At 59.9% G+C, this 25914-nt stretch carries 25 protein-coding genes and 1 tRNA gene; 12 read left to right on the top strand and 14 right to left on the bottom strand.

Features of this window, described 5'->3' with window-relative positions; all coding sequences use genetic code 11:
* The first annotated feature begins 108 nt into the window (after nt 1-108).
* From tpx to ABH944_RS26325, 3 genes are all read left to right on the top strand, one after another.
* A complete protein-coding gene (gene tpx / locus ABH944_RS26335) occupies nt 109-609 on the top strand; it encodes a thiol peroxidase (protein ID WP_404610278.1) in 501 nt (166 codons plus the stop codon).
* A 296-nt stretch (nt 610-905) separates the two neighbouring features.
* Nucleotides 906-1841, top strand: a complete 936-nt coding sequence (locus ABH944_RS26330; protein ID WP_404610279.1) for a carbohydrate kinase family protein — start codon at nt 906-908, stop codon at nt 1839-1841.
* 136 nt (nt 1842-1977) lie between these two features.
* Complete coding sequence (locus ABH944_RS26325; protein WP_062081554.1) at nt 1978-2454, top strand: outer membrane lipoprotein; 477 nt, start codon at nt 1978-1980, stop codon at nt 2452-2454.
* Between the two features lie 239 nt (nt 2455-2693).
* Here ABH944_RS26325 and ABH944_RS26320 read toward each other — a convergent pair whose 3' ends face one another.
* The 4 genes from ABH944_RS26320 to ABH944_RS26305 all read right to left on the bottom strand — a co-directional run bounded on the left by ABH944_RS26320 (nt 2694) and on the right by ABH944_RS26305 (nt 6174).
* Nucleotides 2694-3395 (bottom strand): histone H1-like repetitive region-containing protein, encoded by a 702-nt coding sequence (locus ABH944_RS26320; RefSeq protein ID WP_062081552.1) that lies wholly within the window; start codon nt 3393-3395, stop codon nt 2694-2696.
* Nucleotides 3396-3425: 30 nt separating this feature from the next.
* Nucleotides 3426-3740 carry a hypothetical protein gene (locus tag ABH944_RS26315; RefSeq protein WP_404610280.1) on the bottom strand — a complete coding sequence of 105 codons (315 nt, stop codon included), beginning with the start codon at nt 3738-3740 and terminating at the stop codon, nt 3426-3428.
* A 189-nt stretch (nt 3741-3929) separates the two neighbouring features.
* Nucleotides 3930-5213, bottom strand: a complete 1284-nt coding sequence (locus ABH944_RS26310) for a ribonucleotide-diphosphate reductase subunit beta (RefSeq protein WP_404610281.1) — start codon at nt 5211-5213, stop codon at nt 3930-3932.
* 742 nt (nt 5214-5955) lie between these two features.
* Nucleotides 5956-6174, bottom strand: a complete 219-nt coding sequence (locus ABH944_RS26305; protein WP_062081548.1) for a DUF3820 family protein — start codon at nt 6172-6174, stop codon at nt 5956-5958.
* 124 nt (nt 6175-6298) lie between these two features.
* Between ABH944_RS26305 and ABH944_RS26300 the strand changes: the two genes are divergently transcribed.
* Nucleotides 6299-7696 carry an MFS transporter gene (locus tag ABH944_RS26300; RefSeq protein WP_404610282.1) on the top strand — a complete coding sequence of 466 codons (1398 nt, stop codon included), beginning with the start codon at nt 6299-6301 and terminating at the stop codon, nt 7694-7696.
* A gap of 286 nt (nt 7697-7982) precedes the next feature.
* Here the strand turns inward: ABH944_RS26300 and ABH944_RS26295 are convergent, their stop codons facing one another.
* The 4 genes from ABH944_RS26295 to ABH944_RS26280 form a co-directional block, all read right to left on the bottom strand.
* Complete coding sequence (locus ABH944_RS26295; protein WP_404610283.1) at nt 7983-11003, bottom strand: ribonucleoside-diphosphate reductase subunit alpha; 3021 nt, start codon at nt 11001-11003, stop codon at nt 7983-7985.
* Nucleotides 11004-11698: 695 nt separating this feature from the next.
* A complete protein-coding gene (gene ampD / locus ABH944_RS26290; protein WP_404610284.1) occupies nt 11699-12283 on the bottom strand; it encodes a 1,6-anhydro-N-acetylmuramyl-L-alanine amidase AmpD in 585 nt (194 codons plus the stop codon).
* Nucleotides 12280-12594: a PP0621 family protein gene (locus ABH944_RS26285; RefSeq protein ID WP_404610285.1), complete on the bottom strand. Its 315-nt coding sequence runs from the start codon at nt 12592-12594 to the stop codon at nt 12280-12282. Before ABH944_RS26285 ends, ampD begins: the two co-directional genes overlap by 4 nt.
* Before the next feature lie 63 nt (nt 12595-12657).
* Nucleotides 12658-13614, bottom strand: coding sequence for a cytochrome C assembly family protein (locus ABH944_RS26280; RefSeq protein WP_404610286.1), 957 nt, complete (start codon nt 13612-13614; stop codon nt 12658-12660).
* A gap of 133 nt (nt 13615-13747) precedes the next feature.
* On the opposite strand from ABH944_RS26280, the gene ffh reads away from it, so the two are divergent.
* A complete protein-coding gene (ffh, locus tag ABH944_RS26275; RefSeq protein WP_404610287.1) occupies nt 13748-15115 on the top strand; it encodes a signal recognition particle protein in 1368 nt (455 codons plus the stop codon).
* A 130-nt stretch (nt 15116-15245) separates the two neighbouring features.
* Nucleotides 15246-15797, top strand: coding sequence for a hypoxanthine-guanine phosphoribosyltransferase (locus ABH944_RS26270; protein WP_404610288.1), 552 nt, complete (start codon nt 15246-15248; stop codon nt 15795-15797).
* Nucleotides 15798-16004: 207 nt separating this feature from the next.
* Here ABH944_RS26270 and ABH944_RS26265 read toward each other — a convergent pair whose 3' ends face one another.
* Both ABH944_RS26265 and ABH944_RS26260 read right to left on the bottom strand, forming a co-directional pair.
* Complete coding sequence (locus ABH944_RS26265) at nt 16005-16616, bottom strand: MarC family protein (protein ID WP_404610289.1); 612 nt, start codon at nt 16614-16616, stop codon at nt 16005-16007.
* A gap of 1 nt (nt 16617) precedes the next feature.
* Nucleotides 16618-18366: a proline--tRNA ligase gene (locus tag ABH944_RS26260; protein WP_404610290.1), complete on the bottom strand. Its 1749-nt coding sequence runs from the start codon at nt 18364-18366 to the stop codon at nt 16618-16620.
* A gap of 230 nt (nt 18367-18596) precedes the next feature.
* Between ABH944_RS26260 and ABH944_RS26255 the strand changes: the two genes are divergently transcribed.
* Nucleotides 18597-19247, top strand: a complete 651-nt coding sequence (locus ABH944_RS26255; protein WP_097265380.1) for an RNA pyrophosphohydrolase — start codon at nt 18597-18599, stop codon at nt 19245-19247.
* A 180-nt stretch (nt 19248-19427) separates the two neighbouring features.
* On the top strand, nt 19428-19982 hold the full coding sequence (locus ABH944_RS26250) for a CNP1-like family protein (protein WP_404610291.1): 555 nt from the start codon (nt 19428-19430) through the stop codon (nt 19980-19982).
* A 252-nt stretch (nt 19983-20234) separates the two neighbouring features.
* On the opposite strand, the gene proB is transcribed toward ABH944_RS26250, so the two are convergent.
* The 4 genes from proB to rplU form a co-directional block, all read right to left on the bottom strand.
* Nucleotides 20235-21353: a glutamate 5-kinase gene (gene proB / locus ABH944_RS26245; protein ID WP_404610292.1), complete on the bottom strand. Its 1119-nt coding sequence runs from the start codon at nt 21351-21353 to the stop codon at nt 20235-20237.
* Between the two features lie 48 nt (nt 21354-21401).
* Nucleotides 21402-22532, bottom strand: coding sequence for a GTPase ObgE (gene obgE / locus ABH944_RS26240; protein WP_404610293.1), 1131 nt, complete (start codon nt 22530-22532; stop codon nt 21402-21404).
* Between the two features lie 223 nt (nt 22533-22755).
* Nucleotides 22756-23016: a 50S ribosomal protein L27 gene (gene rpmA, locus ABH944_RS26235; RefSeq protein WP_031360734.1), complete on the bottom strand. Its 261-nt coding sequence runs from the start codon at nt 23014-23016 to the stop codon at nt 22756-22758.
* A gap of 43 nt (nt 23017-23059) precedes the next feature.
* Entirely contained in the window at nt 23060-23374 is a 315-nt protein-coding gene (rplU, locus tag ABH944_RS26230) for a 50S ribosomal protein L21 (protein WP_031360733.1), read from the bottom strand.
* Nucleotides 23375-23664: 290 nt separating this feature from the next.
* Here rplU and ABH944_RS26225 point away from each other — a divergent pair, with 290 nt between their 5' ends.
* From ABH944_RS26225 to ABH944_RS26210, 4 genes are all read left to right on the top strand, one after another.
* Nucleotides 23665-24657, top strand: a complete 993-nt coding sequence (locus ABH944_RS26225) for a polyprenyl synthetase family protein (RefSeq protein WP_120309445.1) — start codon at nt 23665-23667, stop codon at nt 24655-24657.
* A 31-nt stretch (nt 24658-24688) separates the two neighbouring features.
* A tRNA-Pro gene (locus ABH944_RS26220) sits at nt 24689-24765 on the top strand.
* A gap of 187 nt (nt 24766-24952) precedes the next feature.
* Nucleotides 24953-25324, top strand: coding sequence for a DoxX family protein (locus ABH944_RS26215; protein WP_404610294.1), 372 nt, complete (start codon nt 24953-24955; stop codon nt 25322-25324).
* Between the two features lie 78 nt (nt 25325-25402).
* A complete protein-coding gene (locus ABH944_RS26210) occupies nt 25403-25912 on the top strand; it encodes a M48 metallopeptidase family protein (protein WP_404610295.1) in 510 nt (169 codons plus the stop codon).
* Nucleotides 25913-25914 lie beyond the last annotated feature (2 nt).

Genomic DNA, 25914 nt, shown 5'->3' with positions numbered 1-25914 from the left:
GCGCGTTCATGTAATTAGCCGGTCGTCGTTTTCCGCGCGTGTCACTTGTCCGTCCCCGGCCGGGCGACGCGCGCATTCCCTGAACAGCAGACACTTTCTGGAGTAGACATGAGCCAAGTTACCCTCGGCGGCAACCCGATCGACGTGGCAGGCACGTTCCCGGCAGCCGGTGCAAAAGCAGCCGATTTCACCCTCGTCGGCAAGGACCTGGGCAACCTGACGCTGGCGAGCTTCGCCGGCAAGCGCAAGGTTCTGAACATCGTGCCGAGCCTCGACACGCCGACGTGCGCCACCTCCACGCGCAAGTTCAACGTTGCCGCAGCCGGACTCGACAACACGGTGGTCGTGGTTGTGTCGGGCGACCTGCCCTTCGCGGCAACGCGCTTCTGCACGACGGAAGGCATCGAGAACGTGGTAACGGCATCGACCTTCCGCGGCCATGACTTCGCGAAGGCCTATGGCGTCGATATCACGAGCGGGCCGCTGACGGGCCTCACCGCGCGCGCAGTGGTGGTGATCGATGAAAACGACAAAGTGCTGTACTCGGAACTCGTGCCGGAAATCAAGAACGAGCCGAACTACGACGCAGCGCTGGCCGCGTTGAAGTAAGCGCATCGAAGAGCGCGGGCCGGTTGCGGCCTGCTGCCTCTGACCGGCGGCGACCCGCATCCCGATCCACTGCTCGCCGCGCCGGACGCATACCTGAAGCCGGGACGGTTACTCCGTCAACCGTAGCGGCTTCGACCCGCAAGACCGTACGCGACATGCGCATCCGTGACGAGGTGGAACACCCGCCGCGTGACGAATGCGCAGCGTTTCATGCGGGCATGCATGTGCTCAGGAATTCGAACCTGCGCGCAATTTTATCGACTGCTTTCATCGATTCACTTTCAGGGATTTCGCCAGTGTCTACGCTCATCTGCGGCTCGCTCGCCTACGACAACATCATGACGTTCCAGGGCCGCTTCGGCGACCACATCCTGCCGGACCAGGTGCACCAGCTCAACATCAGCTTCCTCGTCCCCACGATGCGGCGCAACTTCGGCGGCTGCGCGGGCAACATTGCCTACGCGCTGAACCTCCTTGGCGGCGACGCGAAGATCATGGCGACCCTCGGCCAGGCCGACGCCCAGCTTTATCTCGATCGTTTCGATGCGCTGGGTTTGTCGACAGAGTATGTGCGCGTGCTGCCCGACCAGCACTCGGCCCAATGCTTCATCACCACCGATCTCGGGAACAACCAGATCACCGCGTTCCACCCCGGCGCAATGATGGATTCGCACCTGAATCACGCCGGCGAAACCAAGGGCGTCACCCTGGGTATCGTGGCACCGGACGGTGCCGACGGCATGCGTCAGCACGTCGAGGAACTGGCGGGGGCGGGCGTGCCGTTCGTCTTCGATCCGGGTCAGGGCCTGCCGATTCTCGAAGGTGTGCAACTTCGTCGCATGATTGAACTTGCTACATATGTGGCAGTCAACGATTACGAGGCAAAATTGTTGAGTAACAAGACCGGCTGGTCGATCGACGAAATGCTGAGCCGTGTGGAAGCACTCGTGATTACGCGCGGCGAACATGGCGCACAGATTTTGCACGCTGACGGTATTGAAGAAATTCCGGCCGTGAAGGCGCAGAAGGTCGTCGATCCGACCGGTTGCGGCGACGCGTTCCGCGGTGGCTTGCTGTATGGCATCGAGAACAAGCTGGGCTGGGCAAAAACAGGCCGTCTCGCCAGCGTGATGGGTGCGCTGAAAATCGAACATCAGGGACCGCAGACGTATGCGCCCACGCGCGCCGAGATCGGCGAGCGCTTCGAGCAGGCGTTTGGTTCGGCGCTCTAAGGATTTTGAGCGATGCAGCGAGGAAGGTCGAAATGAGTCATTGAAACGGCTTTGGGAAACGCTTGAGCAATGACGTGTAGCGGCAGGCTGTTGGCTTTTTCGAGCAACAGCCTGCCGTAATTTTGTGGAGTGAAAAATGAAGTTAACAAGTCGCATGGCGCTGGCAGCAGCGCTTTTTAGCTCAGTCATCGTAACGGGATGCGCCTATAACAGCAGTTCGCCCGATGTCTACACCGCGTCACAGGCCCAGCGCGAAGAAACGGTCCGCATGGGGACCGTCGACAGCGTACGCGGCGTGAAGATCAGCACGAACAACGGCCAGCCTAGCGGGCTTGGCGCTATTGGCGGCGGAGCACTGGGAGCAGTTGCAGGCAGCGCGCTCGGCGGCGGGCGTGGCTCGATCGTGACAGGGATCATCGGCGGGATCGCGGGTGCGGTGGCGGGCAATGCTGTCGAGAACGGCGTCGCAACGCAAAACGGACTGGAGATCACCGTGCGCCTGGATAACGGCGACATGCGCGCCATTACGCAAACCGCAACCGGCGAGGTGTTCCAGGCCGGCGAGCGCGTTCGGTTGTTGTCGAGCGGCGGTGTGACGCGAGTCACGCACTAACGATGAAGAACGTGTCGGCCTGATCGAATCGATCTTGCCGGGGCAGAAGAAAAGCGCATGTGCCTTCGAGCACATGCGCTTTTTTTCGTCTGCTCACAGGCGCTCCTTAACTCTGCCACCAGTGACATCCGATAAAAAAACCCGCTGCCGGCAATCACCGGGAGCGGGTTTGGACCGCGTAGCAATACACGGTCACGAGACACATCGCGTGTGTCGAAGTACTGCGTTACAACCTGCGCTTACGGACGGCTGCCCGTCGGGAACGGCCATGCAGCGGCCGGATTCAACGCCGTCTTGACCGTTGCAGCCGGGGCCGGCGCTGCAGGTGTCGTTGCCGTCGTTGCCGGTGCTACAGCAGCCGTCTTCTTCGCAGCGGCAGCCTTCTTGGCCGGAGCCTTTTTAGCAACCGGAGCAGGCGCTGCAGCAGGAGCAGGAGCCGCAGCCGGAGCAGCTACAGCAGCCTTCTTCGCAGCAGGGGCAGCCTTCTTGGCGGGCGCAGCCTTCTTGGCGGCCGCCTTTTTGGCAGGTGCCTTCTTAGCAGGCGCCTTTTTAGCAGCGGCCTTTTTCGCGGCAGCCTTTTTGGCAGGGGCCTTCTTGGCCGCAGCCTTCTTGGCAGGCGCCTTTTTAGCAGCAGCCTTCTTCGCAGGCGCCTTCTTGGCGGCAACCTTCTTAGCCGCTGCCTTCTTCGCAGGGGCCTTCTTGGCTGCAACCTTCTTCACGGCAACCTTCTTGGCAGCAACTTTCTTCGCCGGTGCCTTCTTGGCTGCAACCTTCTTCGCCGCGACCTTCTTCACTGCGACTTTCTTGGCGGCAACTTTCTTGGTTGCTACTTTCTTAGCTGCCGGCGCCTTCTTCGCTACCGTTGCCTTCTTGGCGGCCACTTTCTTGACAGCCGGTTTTGCTGCAGCTTTCTTTGCGACGGATTTCTTGGCTAATGCCATCATTTTCTCCTTCAGGTTTCAAGATGAGAGTCAGTTCAAACAACACCCTTCGTCAAAACCCGCTTCCCGCGTGGGCTTCTCAGGACGCACGCTGCGAAGCGGATTATTCATCGGCGTACGCTGATGGAGCTTGCTTACGCTAATGAATACGGCAAGGCGCGCGGTGCCACAAGGCACAGCGCGCCAAATTAAGTCAGCACCTGAAGAGGGTGCCGGCAATCGCTTGATCGGGCCGTCGGCGCTGCCGACGGCATATTTCGGGGGGAAGTTTGCCCGTCCCACTGAAGGGTCCGCAAAACGCCTGTCATCATTTTGGGCTGTTAAGCCACAAGGCGCACTTTGCATCAGGCGACCGTTCTCCTAAACCTGTTGGCCGGCGCGCGCGCAATCGTGATCGCACGCAATGGCGCCGGTTTGCCATTCATCCCGCATTCATCCCGTCTACTCGGCGCCCTTTGTGGGCGCCCGGTCTGCATCTAATTCGTGGCGGCAATGCGTCCATTGCCGCTGGCTGACGTTGATTCGCTGACTCGCTTACTCCCAGGTCAGCGCGCCGCCCGTCTGATACTCAATCACTCGCGTCTCGAAGAAGTTGCGTTCCTTCTTCAAGTCAATCATCTCGCTCATCCACGGGAACGGATTTTCTTCGTTCGGGAACAGCGGGTCGAGGCCGATCTGCTGGCAACGACGGTTGCAGATGAAACGCAAATAGCTCTTGAACATGGAGGCATTCAGACCGAGCACGCCACGCGGCATCGTGTCTTCTGCGTACCGGTATTCCAGTTCCACTGCTTCCTGGAAGATCTCGCGGATCTCCGCGCGAAATTCCGGCGTCCACAGTTGCGGCTCTTCCAGCTTGATCTGGTTGATTAGGTCGATGCCGAAATTGCAGTGCATCGACTCGTCGCGCAGGATGTACTGATACTGCTCCGCCGCACCCGTCATCTTGTTCTGGCGACCCAGCGCCAGGATCTGCGTAAAGCCGACGTAAAAGAAGAGCCCTTCCATCACGCAAGCAAACACGATCAACGACTTCAGCAATTTCTGGTCCGCTTCCAGCGTCCCGGTGGTGAAGGCCGGATCGGTCAGCGTGTTGATGAACGGAATCAGGAACTCGTCCTTCGCGCGGATCGAGTCGACCTCGTGATACGCGTTGAAGATTTCGCTCTCGTCCAGACCCAGCGATTCGACGATGTACTGATACGCATGCGTGTGGATCGCTTCCTCGAAAGCCTGGCGCAGCAGGAACTGCCGGCACTCGGGCGCCGTGATGTGGCGATAAGTCCCGAGCACGATGTTGTTGGCAGCCAGCGAGTCGGCCGTGACGAAGAAACCGAGGTTGCGCTTCACAATCCGGCGTTCGTCGTCGGAGAGGCCGTTCGGGTCCTTCCACAGCGCGATGTCACGCGACATGTTCACTTCCTGCGGCATCCAGTGGTTCGCACAACCCGCCAGATACTTTTCCCACGCCCACTTGTACTTGAACGGCACCAACTGATTCACGTCGGTCTTGCCGTTGATGATGCGCTTGTCGGCCACGTTCACGCGCGTCGCACTTGCCGCCGCGATGTCGCTGGCGCTCGGTGCCGCGGGAGCAACGAAGTCGCTCGCAAAAATATTCTGTGCCGCTGACGTTTGATGGGCCGGTTGAAGAACGCCATGACCGGCGGCTTGCGTCGCGTTCGGAGCTGCTGCACGCGATGCCTGGCTGACTGCTTGGCTGAAACCCGCAACCTGACCCGCCGGGTTACGCAACGTGTTGTGTTGCGAACCGTTAGAGGGAGTTACGGCAGTGGTCTCGTCATCCCAGTTGAGCATAAATTCTCACCATCAATTTAGATCGGTTTGTACCATCTTTCCATGAGCGATAAAAGAGCTTGCTCATAAAAATCCTGTTTTAGTGTTGACGCTGCTACTTGCATACAACACTTTGCGTTGAGCTCACTGCTTGAAGCTTCATGCGAAGTCTCTTTGAACGTGTTCGATGCAGTGCTTGCGTAGTGCTTCTTCACGCTCTTTCAGCATTACTTTTGCGTGTGCGTTGCATCGTCCGGCTCTGCTGTGAATCGTCTTGCGTGTGGTCTTGCGTGCGAAGTCAGCGTCGTAGTTAAAGCGTGTGATCGAACAACTTTCGCTGCGTGATTGCTTCGATGAAAACCTGGCGCGTCGCTCGCGGGTCTCTCGTGATCGATGAGCGTGACCGCGTTCAAAAGCGATCGAGCAAACCTTCGGATCACCCCCTTCGACGACCCGTTTCAACCTGCTTTTCGAGTACTTCCCGACGCCGGAAAACCGTCACCGGGCGCTCGCGATTACACGTGTATTGCTGGGGGAAACAGATGCGTTGGCGTGTCTCGTTTCCATGTCGAAAGTGTAGCACTCGACGCTTCCGGCGCAAAGGCAAAACCACAAAATATTGGGTGTTTCGAGCTGGTGACGACTACCTATAGTACAAACGAATACGTCATGCAAGAGCGGATTTCAAGCGTAAAAATGCGGCTGCGGGGTCACTGAACGCAGACGGGAATCACCCGGCAGCACCCGCTTGGCGCACGGCTTTTCAACCTCGCTTGTCGCGCAGCGGGGTGAGTAATTCGCGCAAGTTGTTGTGGTCGATTTCGTGCATCAGCGCGAGCAGCCGGCCGAGTTGTCCTGCAGGAAAACCCTCACGTGCGAACCACGCGAGATAGTGGCCGGGCAGGTCCGCGATCAAGCGGTCCTTGTACTTTCCATAGGGCATTTTCTGCGTGACGAGACGCTGCAGATCTTCCGGGTCCATCGCCGTTCTCCTCGGGTTTATCGTCGCGCAGTGTCGCTCATTACGGTACGCCGCGATGTCGCTGTCATGATATCGATGCCATAATCCCAGCTTCCCGCCGCGAAGAGATCCCCTTCCGTTCTCCATGTCGCTAGCCATCAAAGCTTTCGTTGCCCCTCTCATCGTCGCCTGTGCGATGTTCATGGAAAGCGTCGATGCCAATGTCATCGTCACCGCGATCCCCGAAATGGCCAAAGCGTTCGGCCGCGATCCCGTCACGCTGAAGATCGCCGTCACCAGCTACGTGCTCGGCCTCGGGGTCTTCATCCCGATCTGCGGCTGGGTCGCCGACCGTTTCGGCGCGCGTACGATCTTCCGCCTCGCCATCGGCATCTTCGTCGCCGGCTCTCTCCTGTGCGCCGCGTCCACCTCGCTGATCCCGTTCACGCTCGCGCGTTTCGTCCAGGGCGTAGGCGGCGCGATGATGGTGCCGGTCGGGCGGATCATCATCTTCCGCTCGGTGCCCCGCTCCGAATTCATCCGTGCGATGAACTACCTCTCGCTGCCCGCCATGTTCGGCCCGGCTGTCGGGCCGCTGCTCGGCGGGTTCATCACCACCTATCTGCACTGGCGCCTGATCTTCTTCATCAACATCCCGATCGGCATCCTCGGCATCTACCTGACCAACCGCTACATCGGCAACGCGCGCGAGCCGCATCCGGGGCCGCTCGACTGGTTCGGGTTCTTTCTGTCGGCGAGCGGCGGCACGTTGTTTCTGCTCGGGCTGTCGCTGATCGGCGGCGAACTGGTCTCCAATCGCACCGCGACGGGCATGGCGCTCGCCGGCGTGGCCTTCTTCATCGTGTATTTCCTGCACTCGCGACGCGTAAAACTGCCGCTTCTCGACCTGCGCTTCCTGCGCGTGCCGACGTTCCAGGCGAGCGTGGCGGGCGGCTCGCTGTTTCGCATCGGCTTGGGCGCGGTGCCGTTCCTGCTCCCGCTCGCGATGCAGGAAGGGCTCGGCATGAGCGCGTTCAAGTCGGGCTCGATTACCTGCGCGTCCGCGTTCGGCGGCATGTTCATGCGCTCACTGGCCTCGCGCGTGCTGCACCGGTTCGGCTTCCGGCAGACGCTGATAGTCAACGCGGCGCTGTCGGGTATCGCGATTGCCGCCTGCGGCATGTTCTATCCCGGCACGCCGACATGGGTCATCTGGGCCGTCGTGCTGCTCGGCGGATTTTTTCCGGCGTTGCAATTCACGAGCCTCAACTCGCTGACGTATGCCGAGATCGAAAGCCGCGATGTGGGCCGCGCGACGAGTCTCGGGAGTTTTATCCAGCAGGTGTCGCTGGGACTGGGTGTGACGGTGGGTGGTATCGCGCTGCAGATTTCGCATGATCTTCAAGGGCATCCGCAGATCGTCTGGTCGGATTTCTGGCCGGCCTTCGTCGTCGTCGGATTGTTTTCGTTTCTTTCGATTCCAATTACCGCGCGGCTCAGTCACAACGCGGGACATGAGATATCGAGGGGAACGCGGGGGTGAAGCGGGTGTGCGGTTTTGCTGTGCGGCGCTCACTGCACGGACAAGGCGCAGGTTCATAGCGGAAAGAGCCGACGCTTCCAACACCTCGGCACCTGCCTCGAACCCCGAACGCGGCTATCTGGCTGCTCGGCCACGACTATCGATACAAATAAAAAGGCCGGTACCGAATTCGCCTGCCCCTTCCACCTCGGAAAGAACCAACGCTTCGTACCGGCCTTCAACCTTCAATCCCACCGCTAGCTGACTAGCGAGAGGCCGATTGCATCGGCCTCTCGCCTACTACACCTTACTGGCAAGCCTCGCACTCGTCGAAGCCGGCATCGCCCGGGCGCATCATGCAGACCGGACCATCGGCTTCTGTTTCGGCCGCAGCAGCAATTGCCGGAGCCGCAACTGCAGCGGCGTTGAAACCACCCGTCGACGATCCGTGCGAACCCTGTGAGCCGAAGCCGTTGCCGTTCGCGCCTGACGCTCCACCTGCACCACCCGCGCCGTTCCCCGAGTTACCCGACGGCACCGAATTCAGCTGACCGTGAGCGACCGTCGACTTCTCGACGTGCGTGGCGGCCATCGTGCGCAGGTAATACGTGGTCTTCAGACCGCGCAGCCACGCCAGCTTGTACACCTCGTCCAGCTTCTTGCCCGACGCGCCCGCCATATAGATGTTCAGCGACTGCGCCTGGTCGATCCACTTCTGACGGCGCGATGCCGCTTCCACCACCCAGGTCGCATCCAGTTCGAACGCGGTGGCGTAGATTGCCCGCAGATCCGCCGGAACCCGGTCGATGCGCGATAGCGTGCCGTCAAAGTACTTCAGGTCCGAGACCATCACTTCGTCCCACAGACCGCGTTCCTTCAGGTCACGCACCAGGTAATCGTTCACGACCGTGAATTCACCCGACAGATTCGACTTCACGTACAGATTCTGGAACGTCGGCTCGATACACGCCGACACACCGATGATGTTCGAAATGGTCGCGGTCGGAGCGATCGCCACGCAGTTCGAGTTGCGCATGCCGTAGTTGGCGATCCGCGAACGCAGTTCGGTCCAGTCCATCGATGCGCTGTCGTCCACTTCCACGTACCCGCCACGGGCTTCGGCCAGCAGCTTCAGCGAATCCTGCGGGAGGATGCCGCGATCCCACAGCGAACCGCGATAGCTCGAGTAACGGCCGCGCTCTTGCGCCAGTTCCGTCGACGCGTAGTAAGCGTAGTAGCAGACCGCTTCCATCGACGTGTCAGCGAATTCGACCGCTTCCTTCGACGCATACGGCGTGCGCAGCAGGTGCAGGCAGTCCTGGAAGCCCATGATGCCCATGCCGACCGGACGATGCTTCAGGTTCGAATTGCGCGCCTTGGCAACGGCGTAGTAATTGATGTCGATGACGTTGTCGAGCATGCGCATGGCAACGCTGATGGTGCGCTTCAGCTTGTCGTGATCGAGTGCCAGCGTGCCATCGGCCTGTTTCGCCATGTGCGCGACCAGGTTCACCGAGCCGAGATTACAGACGGCGATTTCGGTGTCGCTGGTGTTCAGCGTGATTTCCGTGCACAGGTTCGACGAGTGGACAACACCCACGTGCTGCTGCGGCGAACGGATGTTGCACGGATCCTTGAACGTGATCCACGGGTGACCCGTTTCGAACAGCATGCCCAGCATCTTGCGCCAAAGTTGCGCGGCCGGAACCTTCTTGAACAACTTGATCTCGCCGCGCGCCGCCTTCTCTTCATACGCCACGTAGGCTTTTTCGAACGGTGCGCCAAACAGGTCGTGCAGGTCCGGGCAGGTCGCCGGCGAGAACAACGTCCAGTCGCCGTTTTCGTGAACGCGCTTCATGAACAGGTCGGGAATCCAGTTCGCCGTGTTCATGTCGTGCGTGCGGCGACGGTCGTCGCCCGTGTTCTTGCGCAGTTCCAGGAATTCTTCGATATCCAGATGCCACGTCTCCAGGTACGCGCACACCGCGCCCTTGCGCTTGCCGCCCTGGTTCACCGCGACGGCCGTGTCATTCACGACCTTCAGGAACGGCACCACGCCTTGCGACTTGCCGTTCGTGCCCTTGATGTGCGAACCGAGCGCACGCACGCGCGTCCAGTCGTTGCCCAGGCCGCCCGCGAACTTCGACAGCAGCGCGTTTTCCTTCAGCGCTTCGTAGATGCCGTCGAGGTCGTCGGCAACCGTCGTCAGGTAGCACGACGACAATTGCGAACGGCGCGTGCCGGAGTTGAACAGCGTCGGGGTGGACGACATGAAGTCGAAGCTCGACAGCACGTTGTAGAACTCTATCGCCCGCGCTTCGCGGTCGATTTCGTTCAGCGCCAGGCCCATTGCGACGCGCATGAAGAACGCTTGCGGCAGTTCGATGCGCTTCGTTTCGTTGTGCAGGAAGTAGCGGTCATACAGCGTTTGCAGGCCGAGATAGCCGAATTGCAGATCGCGGTCGGCGTCGAGTGCGGCGCCCAGGCGCTTCAAGTCGTATTGCTGGAGCTTTTCGTCGAGCAGTTCCGCTTCCACGCCCTGCTTGATGAAGAGCGGGAAATATTCAGCGTAGCGCGTGGCCATCTCGCCTTGCGAGACGTCTTCTTCCAGGATTTCGCGACGGATGGTGTGCAGCAGGATGCGCGCGGTGACCTGGCTATACGCCGGGTCTTTTTCGATCATGGTGCGCGCGGCGAGAATGGCCGAGTCGTAGACTTGCGCCATCGGCACGCCGTCGTACAGGTTCTTCACCGTTTCCGCGACGATCGGGTCTGCGTTCACTTCGCTGCCGAGATTCACGCACGCTTCGTTGATGCGCGCCTTCAACGCGTCCAGATCCAGCGGATGCGACACGCCGTTGTCGATCACGTTGATGCCCAGCGCGTTCGCCCGCGTTTCCGGCGCATGCGCGCGTTCCTGCGTGCGCTTCTCGCGATACAGCACGTACGCGCGCGCCACGTTGTGCTCGCCGCCGCGCATCAGCGCGAGTTCGACCTGATCCTGGATGTCTTCAATATGGAACGTACCGCCGTTCGGACGGCTGCGAACCAGCGCCCGGATGACGCTTTGCGTCAGTTGTTCGACGAGCTCGCGCACGCGCGCCGAGCCTGCGCCCTGGCCGCCGTTCACGGCCAGAAATGCCTTCGTCACAGCGATGGAGATCTTCGACGGCTCGAACGACACCACGGTCCCGTTGCGGCGGATGACTTTGTAGTCGGCCAGTGTGGCGTCCGGTGCGAGTCCGCTGGTGCTCGGCTGACCCTGTGCGCCGATGGGACGCACGGAGGCGCCCTCGTAGGAAGTCGTGGCGTTGTCGGTGGTTTGCATGTGCAAATCTCCAGGTGTTCGATGGTGCGGAACGTCCGCGGATTGAGATGCGTGCCGTGCGTGGTGGCTGCCTGTTGCTTTGTTGCTGTTCACTGCTGCTTTCACTACTTCTGCCAACCGCGCACGACGATGAAATTGAAAATGGCTAAGCCGGGACAATTGCCGGTGCCGTTCTTGCGCTCGGTCCCATGGTTTTCCCAGGAGACGGTACGCTTCAAACCGACGAAGACAACCTCTCTCGCTACGCCTGTTTGCCTCGGTCTTTCAAACTGAATGCCGACGTTTTTTACGCGACAAATCAGTTGCTTACCCGGTGTTTTCTTCTATGGCCGGACAAGCATGCGGCGCCGGCTCTATGAGCGGGGCGCCGCCTGGACAACACAACATATAGTGCGATTTACGTCTCTGAGTACCAAGTATAGTGGCATTCTGCACAGTCTCAAAAACTTTTATTTGCTGAAGAATAGCCTCTAGAGGGTTGACTTTTGCAACGCCAAAGTCGGATAAGGGAAAACGCGCCAAGGTGTGCGGAACGCACGCGAGCGCGCTGCAATGCAAAATGAAAGCCCTTCTGGTCCGCCGGAATTGCTGGGCCAGGCCGATGGTAGATAGAGAACGATGGTGAGACGCAGTGCGTCACCGCGGCTCAGTAACTCACCCGGCGAACACTCGATCAAGCGTGAACGAGCAGCGAATCAAACGTCGCCGAGATAGGGAAAGTACTGAAGCGGGAGTTGCGTATCGCGTTGCAGTCTTGGCCATTCGAAGTACGGACCAGGATCGGTTTTACGACCCGGCGCGATATCCGAATGACCGGCTAACGCTTCGATCGGATAGCGGCGAGTGAGGGCCTGGACGACCTCATTGAGCGACGTGTACTGCGCATCCTCGAACGCACATCGATCACTGCCTTCCAGTTCGATCCCCACCGAAAAATCGTTGCATCGCTCACGCCCGAAAAAGCTCGAGATGCCCGCGTGCCATGCGCGTTCGTTGCACGACACGTACTGTTCGACGCAGCCATCGCGATGAATCACGAAATGCGATGAGACCCGCATGCCGCGCAAGTGGTCATAGTACGGATGAGTGTCGTGATCGAGACGATTCTGGAAGAACTCGGCGATTGCGTTGCCGCCGAATTCATCGGGTGGCAGGCTGATGTTATGAACGACTACGAGCGTGGGCTCGATCCCCCCCGGACGCGCCTCGAAGTTCGGCGACGGCATTTGGTGCGCCCCCGTGTACCAACCATCGGCGTCGATCAGACCGGCAACGTTCATCGAGCATCGCGGCCGGTGGGATGAGCGGCGTAGCGCTGGGCGTGATCGGCGCAGCAGAAACGATGCCCGGCTGCAACAATCGCTTCGCTGCTAGGCGTATGCACGCCGCACTCGGCGCAACGCACCAGGGGATCGGGAAGTTGCGGCGCGGGGCCGGAAGCCGTCGGGCCATGCGATGCGCGCGTGGCCCCTGCGCCGCCGCCCACCGGGTGACCTGTTTGCGCGCCAGCGGCAGCTTGGGCGCGCCTGAGCTTCTTGAATAGCCACTGGCTCGCAAAGAACACAAATATCAGCAGGAGAAGTTGGCGCATGATCTTACTAATAGTAGAGGCAATAAATGCCCATTGATTCAGACAACCGGTCAAGCAACCGCGTCAAACGACCGCACGGTGCAACAGCACTTCAAAGACGAAGCGGCTGCCCACATAAGCGAGCAGCAACGCGACGAACGAAGCCAGCACCCAGCGCAACGCGGCGCGGCCGCGCCAGCCCGACACGCGGCGAGCGGTCAGCAGCGCACCGAACATCAGCCACGACAGAATCGCGAACACGGTCTTGTGATCGAGTTTGAACGCCTTGTCGACGAGTTGTTCGTTGAACGCGACACCCGATATGAGCGTCAGCGTCAGCAGCACGAAGCCCGCCGAAATCAGGCGGAACAACAATTTTTCCAGCGTGAGCAATGGCGGCAAGGTGTCGAGCCAACTCGACACCCAGCTACTCGATGTATGCCGCGTGCTGGTTCCGCGCATGTTCTGCAGGCGCTTTTCCACCATCAACATCAGGATGGCGTGTAGCGCGGCGATTGCGAACAGCCCATATGCGATGTTCGCAATCAGGAAATGCAGCTTGAACATGGGCGCGGCGGCATACGACAGCACGCGCACGCCGCCAAAAATCAGCGGCATGATCGAGGCCACGCATGCAAGCGGCAGCACGAGCAGCCTCAAGCCGTCGAGCGGGAAGAAAAAGCTTTCTATCCAGTAGATACCCGCGCCCAGCCAGAACATGGCGGAGAGCGCGAAGGCGAAGCCGAACACCATCGCGTTTTGCGGGAAGATGGTGGTGTGCAACAAGAGGCCATGCACGAACAACGCGACGCCGAGCAACACGCGTCCCATCGCGCTCATACCCGATGCCTTCGATGCCCGGCCGCTTCGCATGGAGTCGGCCATGCCCGTAGTGCCGGCAGTCATCCCCCCGGCCAGACGACCGCCCGCCGGCATGCCCGCCAGCGCCGGCTCGACAGCCGTGTTGCGATGCGCGCGCCAGCCGGCTACGGCAAGTCCGCCGTAGAGAAGCGCAGTGAGGGCATACAGTACAATATCCATGTTCGAAGTTTACACCAGGCCCTGAAGCCGCGACGTCTTCCCCCTCTTGCCAGATCGTCTTGAAGCAAGAGCGGCCAGGACGCCGTACCTCATTACTGTTACCCGGCACCGGCCGCACTCTCCACACGCTCCCATGCTCGACACACTCACTACACGGATGGCGCGCGTCGTCAAGACGCTGCGCGGCGAAGCCCGGCTCACCGAGGCCAACACGCAGGAAATGCTGCGCGAAGTACGCCTGGCGCTGCTCGAGGCCGACGTCGCGTTGCCGGTTGTGCGCGAATTTATCGCGAAGGTGAAGGAAAAAGCGCTCGGCGAAGAAGTGCTTTCCAGCCTGTCGCCGGGGCAGGCGCTTGTCGGCGTCGTGCAGCGCGAACTGACCGCAATCATTGGCGGGGATTACGAGGGTAAGGCCGTCGAGCTGAATCTCGCTGTCACACCGCCGGCAATCATCCTGATGGCCGGCCTGCAAGGCGCGGGTAAAACCACCACGTCCGGCAAGCTCGCCAAGCTGCTGCGCGAAAAGCACAAGAAAAAAGTACTGACGGTCTCTGTCGACGTGTATCGTCCGGCCGCTATTCAGCAGTTGAAAACGGTGACCGAACAAGTCGGTGCGGACTTTTTCCCGTCGGAGCCGGATCAGAAGCCGGCGGATATCGCACGCGCAGCGGTGGACTGGGCGAAACGCCACTTCCATGACGTGCTGATTGTCGATACGGCCGGCCGGCTCGGTATTGACGAAGCCATGATGAAGGAGATCGCCGAGCTGCACGGCATCCTGAAGCCGGCGGAAACGCTGTTCGTGGTCGACGCCATGCTCGGCCAGGACGCGGTGAATACGGCGAAGGCGTTCAGCGACGCCCTGCCGCTGACCGGCGTGGTGCTGACCAAGCTGGACGGCGACTCGCGCGGCGGCGCGGCGCTGTCAGTGCGTCACGTGACGGGCAAGCCGATCAAGTTCGTGGGTGTCGCCGAAAAACTGGATGGGCTGGAAGTTTTCCACCCGGACCGGATGGCGAACCGGATTCTCGGCATGGGCGACATTCTCGCCTTGGTCGAGGAAGCGCAGAAGGGCGTAGACGGCGCAGCCGCCCAAAAACTCGCCGATAAGGTCAAGAAAGGCGGCGATTTCGACCTGAACGACTTCCGCGCACAACTTTCGCAGATGAAGAAGATGGGCGGTTTGTCGTCGCTGATGGACAAGCTGCCGGCGCAGTTCCAGCAGGCTGCGGCAGGTGCGGACATGGGAGTCGCCGAAAAACAGATGCGCCGCATGGAGGGCATTATCAACTCCATGACGCTGCTGGAACGCGCGAAACCCGATCTGATCAAGGCGCAACGCAAGCGCCGCATTGCGGCAGGTGCGGGCGTTCAGGTCCAGGAAGTCAACCGCATGCTGAATCAATACGAGCAGATGCGCGGCATGATGAAAAAGCTGAAGGGCGGCAATCTGCAGAAAATGATGCGCGGCATGAAGGGCATGATGCCAGGCATGCGTTGAAGCTTTTGTTCCGGTCTGATTCAGCTTGATTCGAATGACCCGCGTTTCACTGAGGAACGCGGGTTTATCATGTGGCGCTTAGCGCCTCGTTTCCCCTATTTTTAGCTCTACACCCTCGCCGCCTGCCCTTATGAATCGCGAAGAAGCACTCCACATTTTCAGCCACTCCGAAGAGATCGTTTCGGCGCAAGACGTGGCCGCGTCGATCGAAAGCATGGCGAAAGCCATTGGCGCGAGCACCGGCGAAGAGTTTCCACTCGTGCTGTCCGTCATGGGCGGCGCGGCGGTGTTCACTGGCATGCTGCTGCCGCACCTCGACTTTCCGCTCGAGTTCGACTACATCCACCTGACGCGGTATCGGAACACGACCAAGGGTGGCGACAAGATGGAGTGGCGCGTGGCGCCGGCGGAGTCGGTGAAGGATCGCGTGGTGCTCGTGCTCGACGACATTCTGGATGAAGGCGAAACCATGGCCGCCATCCGCGACCGCATCATGGCCATGGGTGCGAAGAAATTCCTCTCGGCCGTGCTGTGCGAGAAGCTCATCAATAAATCGAAACCCTTGCGCCCGGACTTTTGCGGCTTCGAAGTGCCTGACCGGTACGTGTTCGGCTGCGGCATGGACGCAAAGGGATACTGGCGCAACCTGCCGACGATCCGGGCGCTGACGGAAGGCGCGTGAATTGTCTTGAGCGCTTGGCGCGAGCCTGAAGGCCACGCAATCCTCCGCCAGGCTGTTCCGCGGCCAAAGTTAAAAAGCCGTTTCAACTCACGTTGAAGCGGCTTTTTTGCGTACACTCGCTCGCGTTGACGTTCAACCTCGAAAGTCGCTGCCGGCGTTCCAAGCAACTTGATGTCGATGGCGGACGCTAACCGCGACGGTGAAGTATCAGCCGCCGGTGGCCAACTGGTGGACGAAGGTCCGTATGCCGGTGAGGATCATCTCCACCGATATAGCGACCAGCACCAAGCCCATCAATCGCTCAAACGCGGTAACGGCCCGCTCGCCCAGCCAATGCTGGATCTTCTCGGCCAGCACCAGCACGACCGCGCAGACCATCATGGTGATCGTCAGCGCGCCGACCCATTCCCACATCTGCCCCGGTGCCTGCGATGTCAGCAGCATCACCGTCGCCAGCGCCGACGGACCGGCCAGCGCGGGAATTGCCAACGGCACGATCAGTGGTTCGCCACCACGTGAATCACCACCCATAGGGCCGTCTGGATGCGGAAAGATCATCCGCAACGCGATCAGGAACAGCACGATCCCGCCACCCAGTCGCAACGACAAATCCGTCAGGCTCATCGCGCGAAGAAAGCGGTCACCGACCAGCATGAACAACAGCAAAATCCCGAAGGCGATGGCTACTTCGCGCAAGATCACCACCCGCCGGCGTTCCTTCGCCACACCACGCAACGCGTTGATGAAGATCGGGATATTGCCAAGCGGGTCGGTGATCAGAATAAGCAGGACCGTCGCCGAAAGGAAGTTGTACTGCACGTTACTGGCTCACTCCACGGGCCAGTGCGGCGCGCACTTTCTCGATCACCACGTTCGCCGCGTCGTCCAGCGGCAGCAACGAGGCTTCGGCGTCACGTCGCGCCTGGTACTCGAGCTTGCTTTCCTTCAGCCCACGGTCACCAATCACCAGCCGATGCGGCACGCCGATCAGTTCCCAATCCGCGAACATCACGCCCGGGCGCTCGCCACGATCGTCCAGGATCACGTCAATACCCGCTGCCTGCAGCGTCGCGTATAGCTTGTCGGCTTGTTCGCGAACCGCGTCGCTGCGGTCATAACCCATCGGACACAACACGACTTCGAACGGTGCAATCGATTCCGGCCAGATGATGCCCTTGGCGTCGAAATTCTGTTCAATCGCCGCGCCCAGGATCCGCGTGATACCGATCCCGTAGCAGCCCATCTGCATGGGTGCAGGCTTGCCGTTTTCATCTAGGAAAGACGCGCCCATGGCATCCGAATACTTGGTGCCAAGCTGGAACACGTGGCCCACTTCAATGCCGCGGCAAATTTCCAGCGTGCCCTTGCCGTCCGGCGACGGGTCGCCCGCCAGCACGTTGCGGATGTCCGCCACGACCGGTTCCGGCAGGTCGCGGCCCCAGTTCACGCCGGTGATGTGATAGTCCACCTCGTTCGCGCCGACCACGAAGTCGCTCATGTTCGCGACCGTGCGGTCAGCGATCACCTTGATCGGCTTCTTCGTGTTGATCGGGCCGAGATAGCCCGGCGGCGTGCCGAAGGTATCGATGATTTCAGCTTCGGTAGCAAAGCGATAACCCGCCAGACCCGGCTGCTTGTTCGCCTTGATGTCGTTCAGCGAATGGTCGCCGCGCAGCATCAATAGCCAGATGGTCGGCTCGGCGCCTTCGTTTTCCGTCGCGAGGATGATCGACTTGATCGTCCGTTGCAGCGGAATGTCCAGCAGTTCAGCAACCGCCTCGCATTTCGCCTTACCCGGCGTGGCCGTCTTCTTCATCTCCTCCGCAGGCGCCGGACGCGTGGCGTTCAGCGGTAGCGCGTCTGCTGCTTCCACGTTCGCCGCGTAATCCGAGGTCGGGCAATACGCGATCGCATCCTCGCCGGTGTCGGCAATCACGTGAAACTCGTGCGAGCCGCTGCCGCCGATCGAGCCGTTATCCGCCGCGACCGCACGGAATTCCAAACCGATGCGGGTGAAGACACGCACGTAGGCATCGAACATTTTCTTGTACGACTCGGCGAGGCCCGCCTGATCGCGGTCGAAGGAATACGCGTCCTTCATGATGAATTCGCGCCCGCGCATCACGCCGAAACGCGGGCGGATTTCATCGCGGAACTTGGTCTGGATCTGGTAGAAATTGACCGGCAGTTGCCGGTAACTCTTGATCTCACGCCGCGCGATGTCGGTCACCACTTCTTCGTGCGTTGGTCCAATCACGAAATCGCGGTCGTGACGATCCTTGATGCGCAGCAGTTCGGGGCCGTACTGTTCCCAGCGCGCCGATTCCTGCCAGAGTTCGGCCGGCTGCACGGCGGGCATCAACAATTCGAGCGCGCCGGCGCGGTTCATTTCTTCCCGCACGATTGCCTCCACCTTGCGGATGGAGCGAAGGCCGATAGGCAGATAACTATAGATACCGCCCGCCACGCGGCGAATCATGCCCGCACGCATCATGAGTTGGTGGCTGACGATTTCCGCGTCGGTGGGAGCTTCCTTCAGGGTGCCAATAAAGAAACGGGATGCTTTCATTCAAAAATTTTCCAATGCGGGAGCGCGTCGATTGAATGGGTTTTCGGCCCAAACCTGCGGACATGCAGAACGTGCGGAACGAGTGAACGACGGGACAGCGATGCGGTAAGGCGTTCGCCGCCCGCCCCGGCACCCAAGCGAAACGAACCCCGATTCGGGTTCGTGCCGGTGCGCCAGGCCCGTTATCTGTTTATAATCAAAGCAATTTTAAAGGATTCGAAGGTGGTTGTATGCTGGATCGTGAAGGCTTTCGCCCGAACGTCGGCATCATCCTCTTGAACGCGCACAACGAAGTGTTTTGGGGCAAGCGGCTACGTGAACATTCCTGGCAGTTTCCGCAAGGGGGCATCAAGTATGGTGAGACCCCCGTGCAAGCGATGTATCGGGAGTTACACGAAGAAACCGGCTTGCTTCCGGAACACGTGAAGGTCGTGGGTCGAACCCGCGACTGGCTGCGTTATGAGGTGCCGGACAAGTTCATCAAGCGCGAGGTGCGCGGACATTATCGCGGACAGAAACAGATCTGGTTTTTGTTGCGCATGGTAGGCCGCGACTGTGACATTTGTTTGCGTGCGACTGATCATCCGGAATTCGATGCCTGGCGGTGGAACGAATATTGGGTCCCGCTCGACGCGGTGATCGAGTTCAAGCGGGATGTATATCAGCTTGCGCTCACGGAACTTTCTCGCTTTCTGAGGCGCGCAGTCGTGCGTGCTGAGCGCGCGGAACGTATGGCGCATCATGCCAACCGGTATCCGCGCGTGATTCAGGGCATGACCATGGAAGACGCGGCCGTTTCTGCTAACGGTGGTGTCATTCAGGCAGAATGTTCGGTGACCGAAGAGCTGCACATCTACGCACAACGTCCTTCGCGGGATTAGGACGTGTGTCATTCAAAGCGGCGGTGCGGCAACGCGCGCCGCTTTTTTTCGTGCAGCGTCGAAGGCTCGGCTTGCGTGTCATGACATGCCGGCGTGTTCCCTCGCGGGACAATCGCCGCGCATTTCATGCGGCACGATCGATTTGCAGTCGCTTCTGCATCAACCTCGGGAAATCAAGAATTGAAAGCCATTGCATTGTTCGCGGCATCCGCGGCAGCCCTTGCCGTGCTCGCCGGTTGCGGCAGCTCCAAGCCGACCAACAAGGACGACAGCGCGTTCGTCTACCTCATGGACCGCAAGCCGAACTGGACCGAAAACAAGGTCGACGCCCTGCCTCCGCTGCCGCAGAACGCGAATCTCCTGGAATTCACGGTGTCGAACAATACGCCGCTGAGTTTTTTCATCGATAAAAACTCGCTCACCGTAGGCACCGACGGCGTCATCCGCTACACGGTTGTCGTGAAAAGCCCGGCCGGCGCGCGCAACGTCAATTACGAAGGCATTCGCTGCGACAACTATAACTGGCGCCTGTACGCGAGCATTAATGAGGATCAGACGGACTGGGACCGTACGGTCGAGAACGATTTTCAACGCATCGAAAACGGTGAGTTGAACGCTTATCATGCTGCGCTGTATCAGGATTATTTCTGCGCAAACAAGTTGCCAACGGGATCGGCCAAGCAGATTTTGTCGAACATCCAGATGAAGCGGACTGCGACTTCCAACTATCACTAAGTCGAACGCCCGCCTGACAAAGCCTGCTGCGCCTGACCGCCAGCGGGCTTTTTAGCGCAAGCTCGGTGCGTTGCGGCCGGGTTTCTGGCACCAGTTGATCTAGTGCACGACAAGGCTGTGGTGAGCGGAGGATATTGATCAATAGATGCGCTGAAAAAGTGATTTCTTTCTATATTTTCAAATTCACGACCTAAAATAAACGAAAAAACCGCCAATTTGGCGGCTTTTTCGTTTCGACGCGCCCGGCGTAGCTTACGCCAACACCAGATTGTCCCGATGAATCAACTCGGGTTCGAGCATATAGCCCAGCACCGTTTCAATTTCACCGCTCGGCCGGCGCTGGATCAACCGCGCTTCGGAGCTGCTGTAGTTCGTAATGCCGCGCGCCACCTCCTGGCCGCCCGGATTCATGCACGCGATCACTTCGCCGCGCGCGAACGCGCCGTGAACATCGACCACGCCGATCGGCAACAGGCTTTTACCGCCCTCAGTGAGTTTTTCGACCGCGCCGTTATCGATAACCACATGCCCACGCACCTGCAGATGATCGGCCATCCATTGCTTGCGGGCGGCCATACGGGCCGTGCGCGCCATCAACTGCGTACCAATCATCTCGCCCGACGCCAGCCGTGTCAGGACGTCCGACTCCCGCCCACTCGCGATCACCGTATTCGCACCGCTATGCGCCGCGCGTTTCGCCGCGAGAATCTTGGTCAGCATGCCGCCGCGCCCCAGGCTGGAACCCGCGCCGCCCGCCATGGCTTCGAGTTCCGGCGTGCCCGCATCAGCCTGCTCAACCAGCGTGGCCGAAGGATCGTGACGGGGATCCGCCGTAAACAGACCGCGCTGGTCGGTGAGGATGATCAGCGCGTCGCCTTCTATGAGATTCGCTACCAGCGCGCCGAGCGTGTCGTTGTCGCCGAATTTGATTTCGTCGGTGATGACGGTGTCGTTTTCGTTGATGATCGGCACGCAACCCAGACGCAGCAAGGTGAGCAGCGTTGATCGAGCATTCAGGTAGCGTTCGCGGTCGGCGAGATCGGCGTGTGTGAGGAGAATCTGCGCCGTACGCATGCCGTGCTTGCCGAAACTGCTTTCGTAGACCTGCGCCAAACCCATCTGGCCAACGGCCGCAGCGGCCTGTAATTCGTCAATTTCGCGCGGCCGCTTCGTCCAGCCCAGCCGATGAATACCCTCGGCAATCGCACCGGAACTGACCAGCACGACTTCCTTGCCTTGCCCGCGCAACGCTGCAATCTGCGCCGCCCAGCGGGCGATGGCCGCGTGGTCGAGCCCACGCCCGTCGTTGGTCACCAGGCTCGATCCCACTTTCACTACGAGTCGCTTCGAAGCGGCTATGACGGAACGCATCTGACGCATTTCTCCTCGGATTTGCCTCGATAACCACGGACCAAGCTTTTACGCTTCGTCTTCGTCTTCGTCGATCTCCGGCGCGGGCTGCGGCGCCACGGTGGCAGGTTCATCGCGGAAACGGACGTCCGCCGCAAGGTCTTCGGCTTCTGCCGCCCTCGACGCATCCGAATTCTTCGAGATGTAGTCAAAAATGGCGTACGTCAGGCTTTCGCAACCCTGACCCGTCAGTGCCGAAATTTCGAACACCGGACCTTCCCATTCGTAACGCTTGATGAAGTCCGCCACGCGCGATTTACGCTCATCGTCCGGCACCATGTCGAGCTTGTTCAGCACGAGCCAGCGCGGCTTTTCATACAACGCTTCGTCATATTTGCGTAATTCGTTGACGATCGCGCGCGCCTCTACAACGGGATCGACTGCGTCGTCAAACGGAGCCAGATCAACAAGGTGCAATAGCACGCCGGTGCGCTGCAAATGCCGCAGGAACCGGTGACCCAGACCAGCGCCTTCCGCCGCACCTTCGATCAAACCGGGAATATCCGCAATGACGAAGCTCTTTTCCGGTCCCACGCGCACCACGCCGAGATTCGGCGCCAGAGTGGTAAACGGATAGTCGGCAATTTTCGGCCGTGCATTCGACACCGCCGTGATGAACGTGGATTTACCCGCGTTCGGCATACCGAGCAGACCGACGTCGGCGAGCACTTTCAGCTCGAGGCGCAGCATGCGCCGGTCGCCCGGCTTGCCTTCCGTCTTCTGGCGTGGCGCGCGGTTGGTACTCGACTTGAAGTGCAGGTTGCCAAGGCCGCCCGCTCCGCCGTGCGCAATCAGCACGCTCTGGTTATGCTCGGTCAGGTCGGCGATCAACTCGCCCGTTTCCGTATCCGCGATGATCGTACCGACTGGCATGCGCAAGATGATGTCGTCGCCGCCCTTGCCGTAGCAGTCGGCGCCGCGGCCGTTTTCGCCGTTGCGCGCCTGATGTTTCTTCGCGTACCGGTAGTCGATCAGCGTATTGATGTTGCGATCCGCAACCGCGTATACGCTGCCGCCCCGACCCCCGTCGCCGCCGTCCGGTCCGCCGAACGGGACGAACTTCTCGCGCCGCATCGACGCGCTGCCATCCCCTCCGTCGCCGGCGATGACTTCAATTCTCGCTTCGTCAATGAACTTCATGAGGTGCTCCGTCCCGTGTTTCACTTTGCATGGGACCAGAGTAAGGCGCTAAAGCGCCAACTCCGGTCGACACACTATTCTGCCGCGACCGGCCGATGCCAGCCACTAGGCCATTCGATATATGCCACCGCTTGGGCACGGCCAATAAAAGCCGCCCAATAAAAAAAGCCCCGCGAACTTCGCGGGGCCCTTTCCGGTCCTGAAGCCCGTGCCTTGATGAACCTTAGGCAGCCGGGACGACGTTGACCAGATGCTTCTTTGCTGCGCCCTTCGTCGAAAACGTGACGTGGCCGTCGGTCAGCGCGAACAAGGTGTGATCCTTGCCCATGCCGACGTTGTCGCCCGGGTGCATGCGCGTGCCGCGCTGGCGAACAATGATGCCGCCTGCGTTGATAGCCTGGCCGCCGTAAACCTTCACGCCGAGGCGCTTTGATTCAGAGTCGCGACCATTGCGGGATGACCCGCCTGCTTTTTTGTGTGCCATTTAATAGCTCCTTGACCGTTTAGCTTAATCGACTCGACGACGCTTACGCGGCGTTGATAGCGTCGATACGCAGTTCGGTGTAGTTCTGGCGATGGCCAGCGTGCTTTTGGTAGTGCTTCCGGCGACGCATCTTGAAGATCGTGACCTTCTTATGACGACCCTGGGACACGACGGTAGCTATGACGGAAGCCCCACTGACCAGCGGTGCACCGAACTGAATCGATTCACCTTCGCCTACTGCGAGAACCTGGTCGAGCGTGATTTCAGCGTCAATGTCTGCCGGTATCTGTTCTACTTTCAATTTTTCGCCGACAGCAACCTTATACTGCTTGCCACCGGTTTTTATGACCGCGTACATTGAGAACCTCACTCTGAATTCATTTTTCCGCACACCGTGCGCGAAAACGCGTGATTATACAGAGAGTTAGGCTCTCCGTCAAAACCCTTGTGCATCGCGAAAACCGGGGCAGTTGCCGCCCGGACAGAGCACCGTACACGGACCATGCGCGCAGCATTATCGCGATTTTTCCGCCTGACGCCGCGCGTCAGGCCTGCCGCGGCGGCCTGCGCGGTTCGTCCGAGGCGTCTTTAGAGGCGGCTATCGGCCGATTCGCCTTATAATTCGCGGCACTACCCTAATTGCCGATCATGTCGTCCACTGCCATTTCCTCCCCAAACGCCGCCAACGTGCTCGAGCCTATCGCCGAGGACATGCAGCAGGTCAATCGCGTCATCCGGCAGCGCCTGGCGTCCGAAGTGATGCTGATCAACCAGATTTCCGAGTACATCATCGGGGCCGGCGGCAAACGGCTCCGGCCCGCGTTGTTGCTGCTGGTTGCAGGCGCGCTCGGCGACACCACCGGGCACCGCCACGAACTGGCCGCGGTCGTCGAGTTCATTCATACGGCCACGCTGCTGCACGATGACGTAGTCGACGAATCCGATCTCCGGCGCGGCCGGAAAACCGCGAATGCACTGTTCGGCAACGCGGCGAGCGTGCTCGTCGGCGACTTTTTGTATTCGCGTTCCTTCGAAATGATGGTCGGCGTAGGCAAGATGCGCGTGATGGAGATCCTGTCGGTTGCAACCAACGTGATCTCGGAAGGCGAAGTCCTGCAGTTGCTCAACATGCATGACCCGGATGTGGACGAAGCGCGTTACATGCAGGTGATCCGCTACAAGACGGCCAAGCTTTTCGAAGCGGCAGCACAACTGGGTGCGGTTTTGTCGGGGTCGGATGCCCGGACGGAAGCAGCGGCAGCGGAATTTGGCCGGCGCATTGGCACGGCTTTCCAGATCATGGACGACTGGCTCGATTACACAGGCACGGCGGAGTCGATGGGTAAAAACGCCGGCGACGATCTGCGGGAAGGCAAACCCACGCTGCCCCTGATTTATCTGATGGAGCACGGTTCGGCTGAGCAGGCAGCGCTTGCGCGTGAGGCGATCGAGCAAGGCGGCACCGATAAATTCGACACCATCTTCGAAGCCATCACGAAGTCGGGCGCGCTCGATCACACGCTGAAATGCGCGCGGCAGGAAGCGCAGGCGGCAGCGAATGCGATTTCTTCGTTTCCGGATTCCATTTTTAAAGAGAGCCTGCTAGAATTATGTTCTTACTCGACGGCAAGACAGTCCTGAAAAGGAAACGAACCGTCTCAGAGTGAACATTCGGGGTGTAGCTTAGCCTGGTAGAGCGCTACGTTCGGGACGTAGAGGCCGGAGGTTCGAATCCTCTCACCCCGACCAGAATTGATAAAAAAAAACCGCCCAGCTTGCTGGGCGGTTTTTTGTTTTGGGTCATTGATTCGTGAGTCATCGACTATTCTTCGGGATCTATAGTTCGGCGCAAGGTTCGCACCGCCATCGTCAGATTTAACAACAACACGGCGCTCGCTCATTAATGTCCTCCCTCAGATTTTCATCGGCTAGAAGAATGTCCGTGGGCCAGCGAATCGGACTATGGTTCGTGTTCCTGTATTTCCTGATCGGCGGCGCGTGCCACTTCCTGTACATGCCGCTCTTCGTGCAAATCGTACCGCCCTATATTCCGTTCCCGCTCCTGGCCGTCATTGTGAGCGGCGTTTTCGAGTTGCTGGGTGCGATCGGCGTGATGATCAAACGCACGCGAAGTGCGGCGGGCATCGGGCTGACGTTATTGACCATTGCCGTTACGCCCGCCAACGTGTTCATGTATCAACACGCGGATCAGTTCTCGCAAGTTCCATCCTGGTTATTGCTCGTCCGGCTGACTTTGCAGGTCGTGCTGATTGCATGCATCTTATGGAGCACGCGTCGGCGTGCTTAACCAAATCCGCATAAGACGTGATGACTGAACCATCGCTCATATAATGCCGAAGGCACCACTCGGCGGTCCCGTCCCATCATGCTTCCTCTGAAATACCTCAGCGCCTATCCGGAAACGCTCCAGGATAAAGTCCGCAAACTTATCGCCGATGACCAGTTGGGCGTGTATCTCGCCGAGCGGTATCCGCACCGCCATGCCGTGCAATCGGACCGCGCGCTGTATCAATACACCGCGGATCTGAAGCAGGAGTTTCTGCGCGTGGCGCCCGCCATCGACAAGGTCATGTACGACGCCAAGCTCGACGTGCTGCGTCATGCGCTCGGCCTGCACACCGCCATATCGCGCGTGCAGGGCGGCAAGCTCAAGGCGAAGAAGGAGATTCGCGTGGCGTCGCTGTTCAAGGAAGCGCCGCCGGAATTCTTGCGCATGATCGTTGTGCATGAACTCGCGCATTTGAAGGAAAGCGACCACAACAAGGCGTTTTACCGGCTATGCGAATTCATGCAGCCCGGGTATCACCAGGTTGAATTCGATCTGCGCGTGTACCTGACACAGCGCGAGCTGACACGCGATTCGTCCATCAAGTAATT

It is taken from the genome of Caballeronia udeis, assembly GCF_044909315.1.
GTDB lineage: Bacteria > Pseudomonadota > Gammaproteobacteria > Burkholderiales > Burkholderiaceae > Caballeronia > Caballeronia udeis_A.
The sequence above is the reverse complement of the archived record's forward strand: the minus strand, read 5'-3'. Positions and strand labels throughout refer to the sequence as shown.

Coding starts and splice junctions, on each gene's coding strand:
- tpx (WP_404610278.1), top strand. CDS start 109: ATGAGCCAAGTTACCCTCGGCGGCAACCCGATCGACGTGGCAGGCACG.
- ABH944_RS26325 (WP_062081554.1), top strand. CDS start 1,978: ATGAAGTTAACAAGTCGCATGGCGCTGGCAGCAGCGCTTTTTAGCTCA.
- ABH944_RS26320 (WP_062081552.1), bottom strand. CDS start 3,395: ATGGCATTAGCCAAGAAATCCGTCGCAAAGAAAGCTGCAGCAAAACCG.
- ABH944_RS26315 (WP_404610280.1), bottom strand. CDS start 3,740: ATGCAAAGTGCGCCTTGTGGCTTAACAGCCCAAAATGATGACAGGCGT.
- ABH944_RS26310 (WP_404610281.1), bottom strand. CDS start 5,213: ATGCTCAACTGGGATGACGAGACCACTGCCGTAACTCCCTCTAACGGT.
- ABH944_RS26305 (WP_062081548.1), bottom strand. CDS start 6,174: ATGGACCCGGAAGATCTGCAGCGTCTCGTCACGCAGAAAATGCCCTAT.
- ABH944_RS26300 (WP_404610282.1), top strand. CDS start 6,299: ATGTCGCTAGCCATCAAAGCTTTCGTTGCCCCTCTCATCGTCGCCTGT.
- ABH944_RS26295 (WP_404610283.1), bottom strand. CDS start 11,003: ATGCAAACCACCGACAACGCCACGACTTCCTACGAGGGCGCCTCCGTG.
- ampD (WP_404610284.1), bottom strand. CDS start 12,283: ATGAACGTTGCCGGTCTGATCGACGCCGATGGTTGGTACACGGGGGCG.
- ABH944_RS26285 (WP_404610285.1), bottom strand. CDS start 12,594: ATGCGCCAACTTCTCCTGCTGATATTTGTGTTCTTTGCGAGCCAGTGG.
- ABH944_RS26280 (WP_404610286.1), bottom strand. CDS start 13,614: ATGGATATTGTACTGTATGCCCTCACTGCGCTTCTCTACGGCGGACTT.
- ffh (WP_404610287.1), top strand. CDS start 13,748: ATGCTCGACACACTCACTACACGGATGGCGCGCGTCGTCAAGACGCTG.
- ABH944_RS26270 (WP_404610288.1), top strand. CDS start 15,246: ATGAATCGCGAAGAAGCACTCCACATTTTCAGCCACTCCGAAGAGATC.
- ABH944_RS26260 (WP_404610290.1), bottom strand. CDS start 18,366: ATGAAAGCATCCCGTTTCTTTATTGGCACCCTGAAGGAAGCTCCCACC.
- ABH944_RS26255 (WP_097265380.1), top strand. CDS start 18,597: ATGCTGGATCGTGAAGGCTTTCGCCCGAACGTCGGCATCATCCTCTTG.
- proB (WP_404610292.1), bottom strand. CDS start 21,353: ATGCGTTCCGTCATAGCCGCTTCGAAGCGACTCGTAGTGAAAGTGGGA.
- obgE (WP_404610293.1), bottom strand. CDS start 22,532: ATGAAGTTCATTGACGAAGCGAGAATTGAAGTCATCGCCGGCGACGGA.
- rpmA (WP_031360734.1), bottom strand. CDS start 23,016: ATGGCACACAAAAAAGCAGGCGGGTCATCCCGCAATGGTCGCGACTCT.
- rplU (WP_031360733.1), bottom strand. CDS start 23,374: ATGTACGCGGTCATAAAAACCGGTGGCAAGCAGTATAAGGTTGCTGTC.
- ABH944_RS26225 (WP_120309445.1), top strand. CDS start 23,665: ATGTCGTCCACTGCCATTTCCTCCCCAAACGCCGCCAACGTGCTCGAG.
- ABH944_RS26215 (WP_404610294.1), top strand. CDS start 24,953: ATGTCCGTGGGCCAGCGAATCGGACTATGGTTCGTGTTCCTGTATTTC.
- ABH944_RS26210 (WP_404610295.1), top strand. CDS start 25,403: ATGCTTCCTCTGAAATACCTCAGCGCCTATCCGGAAACGCTCCAGGAT.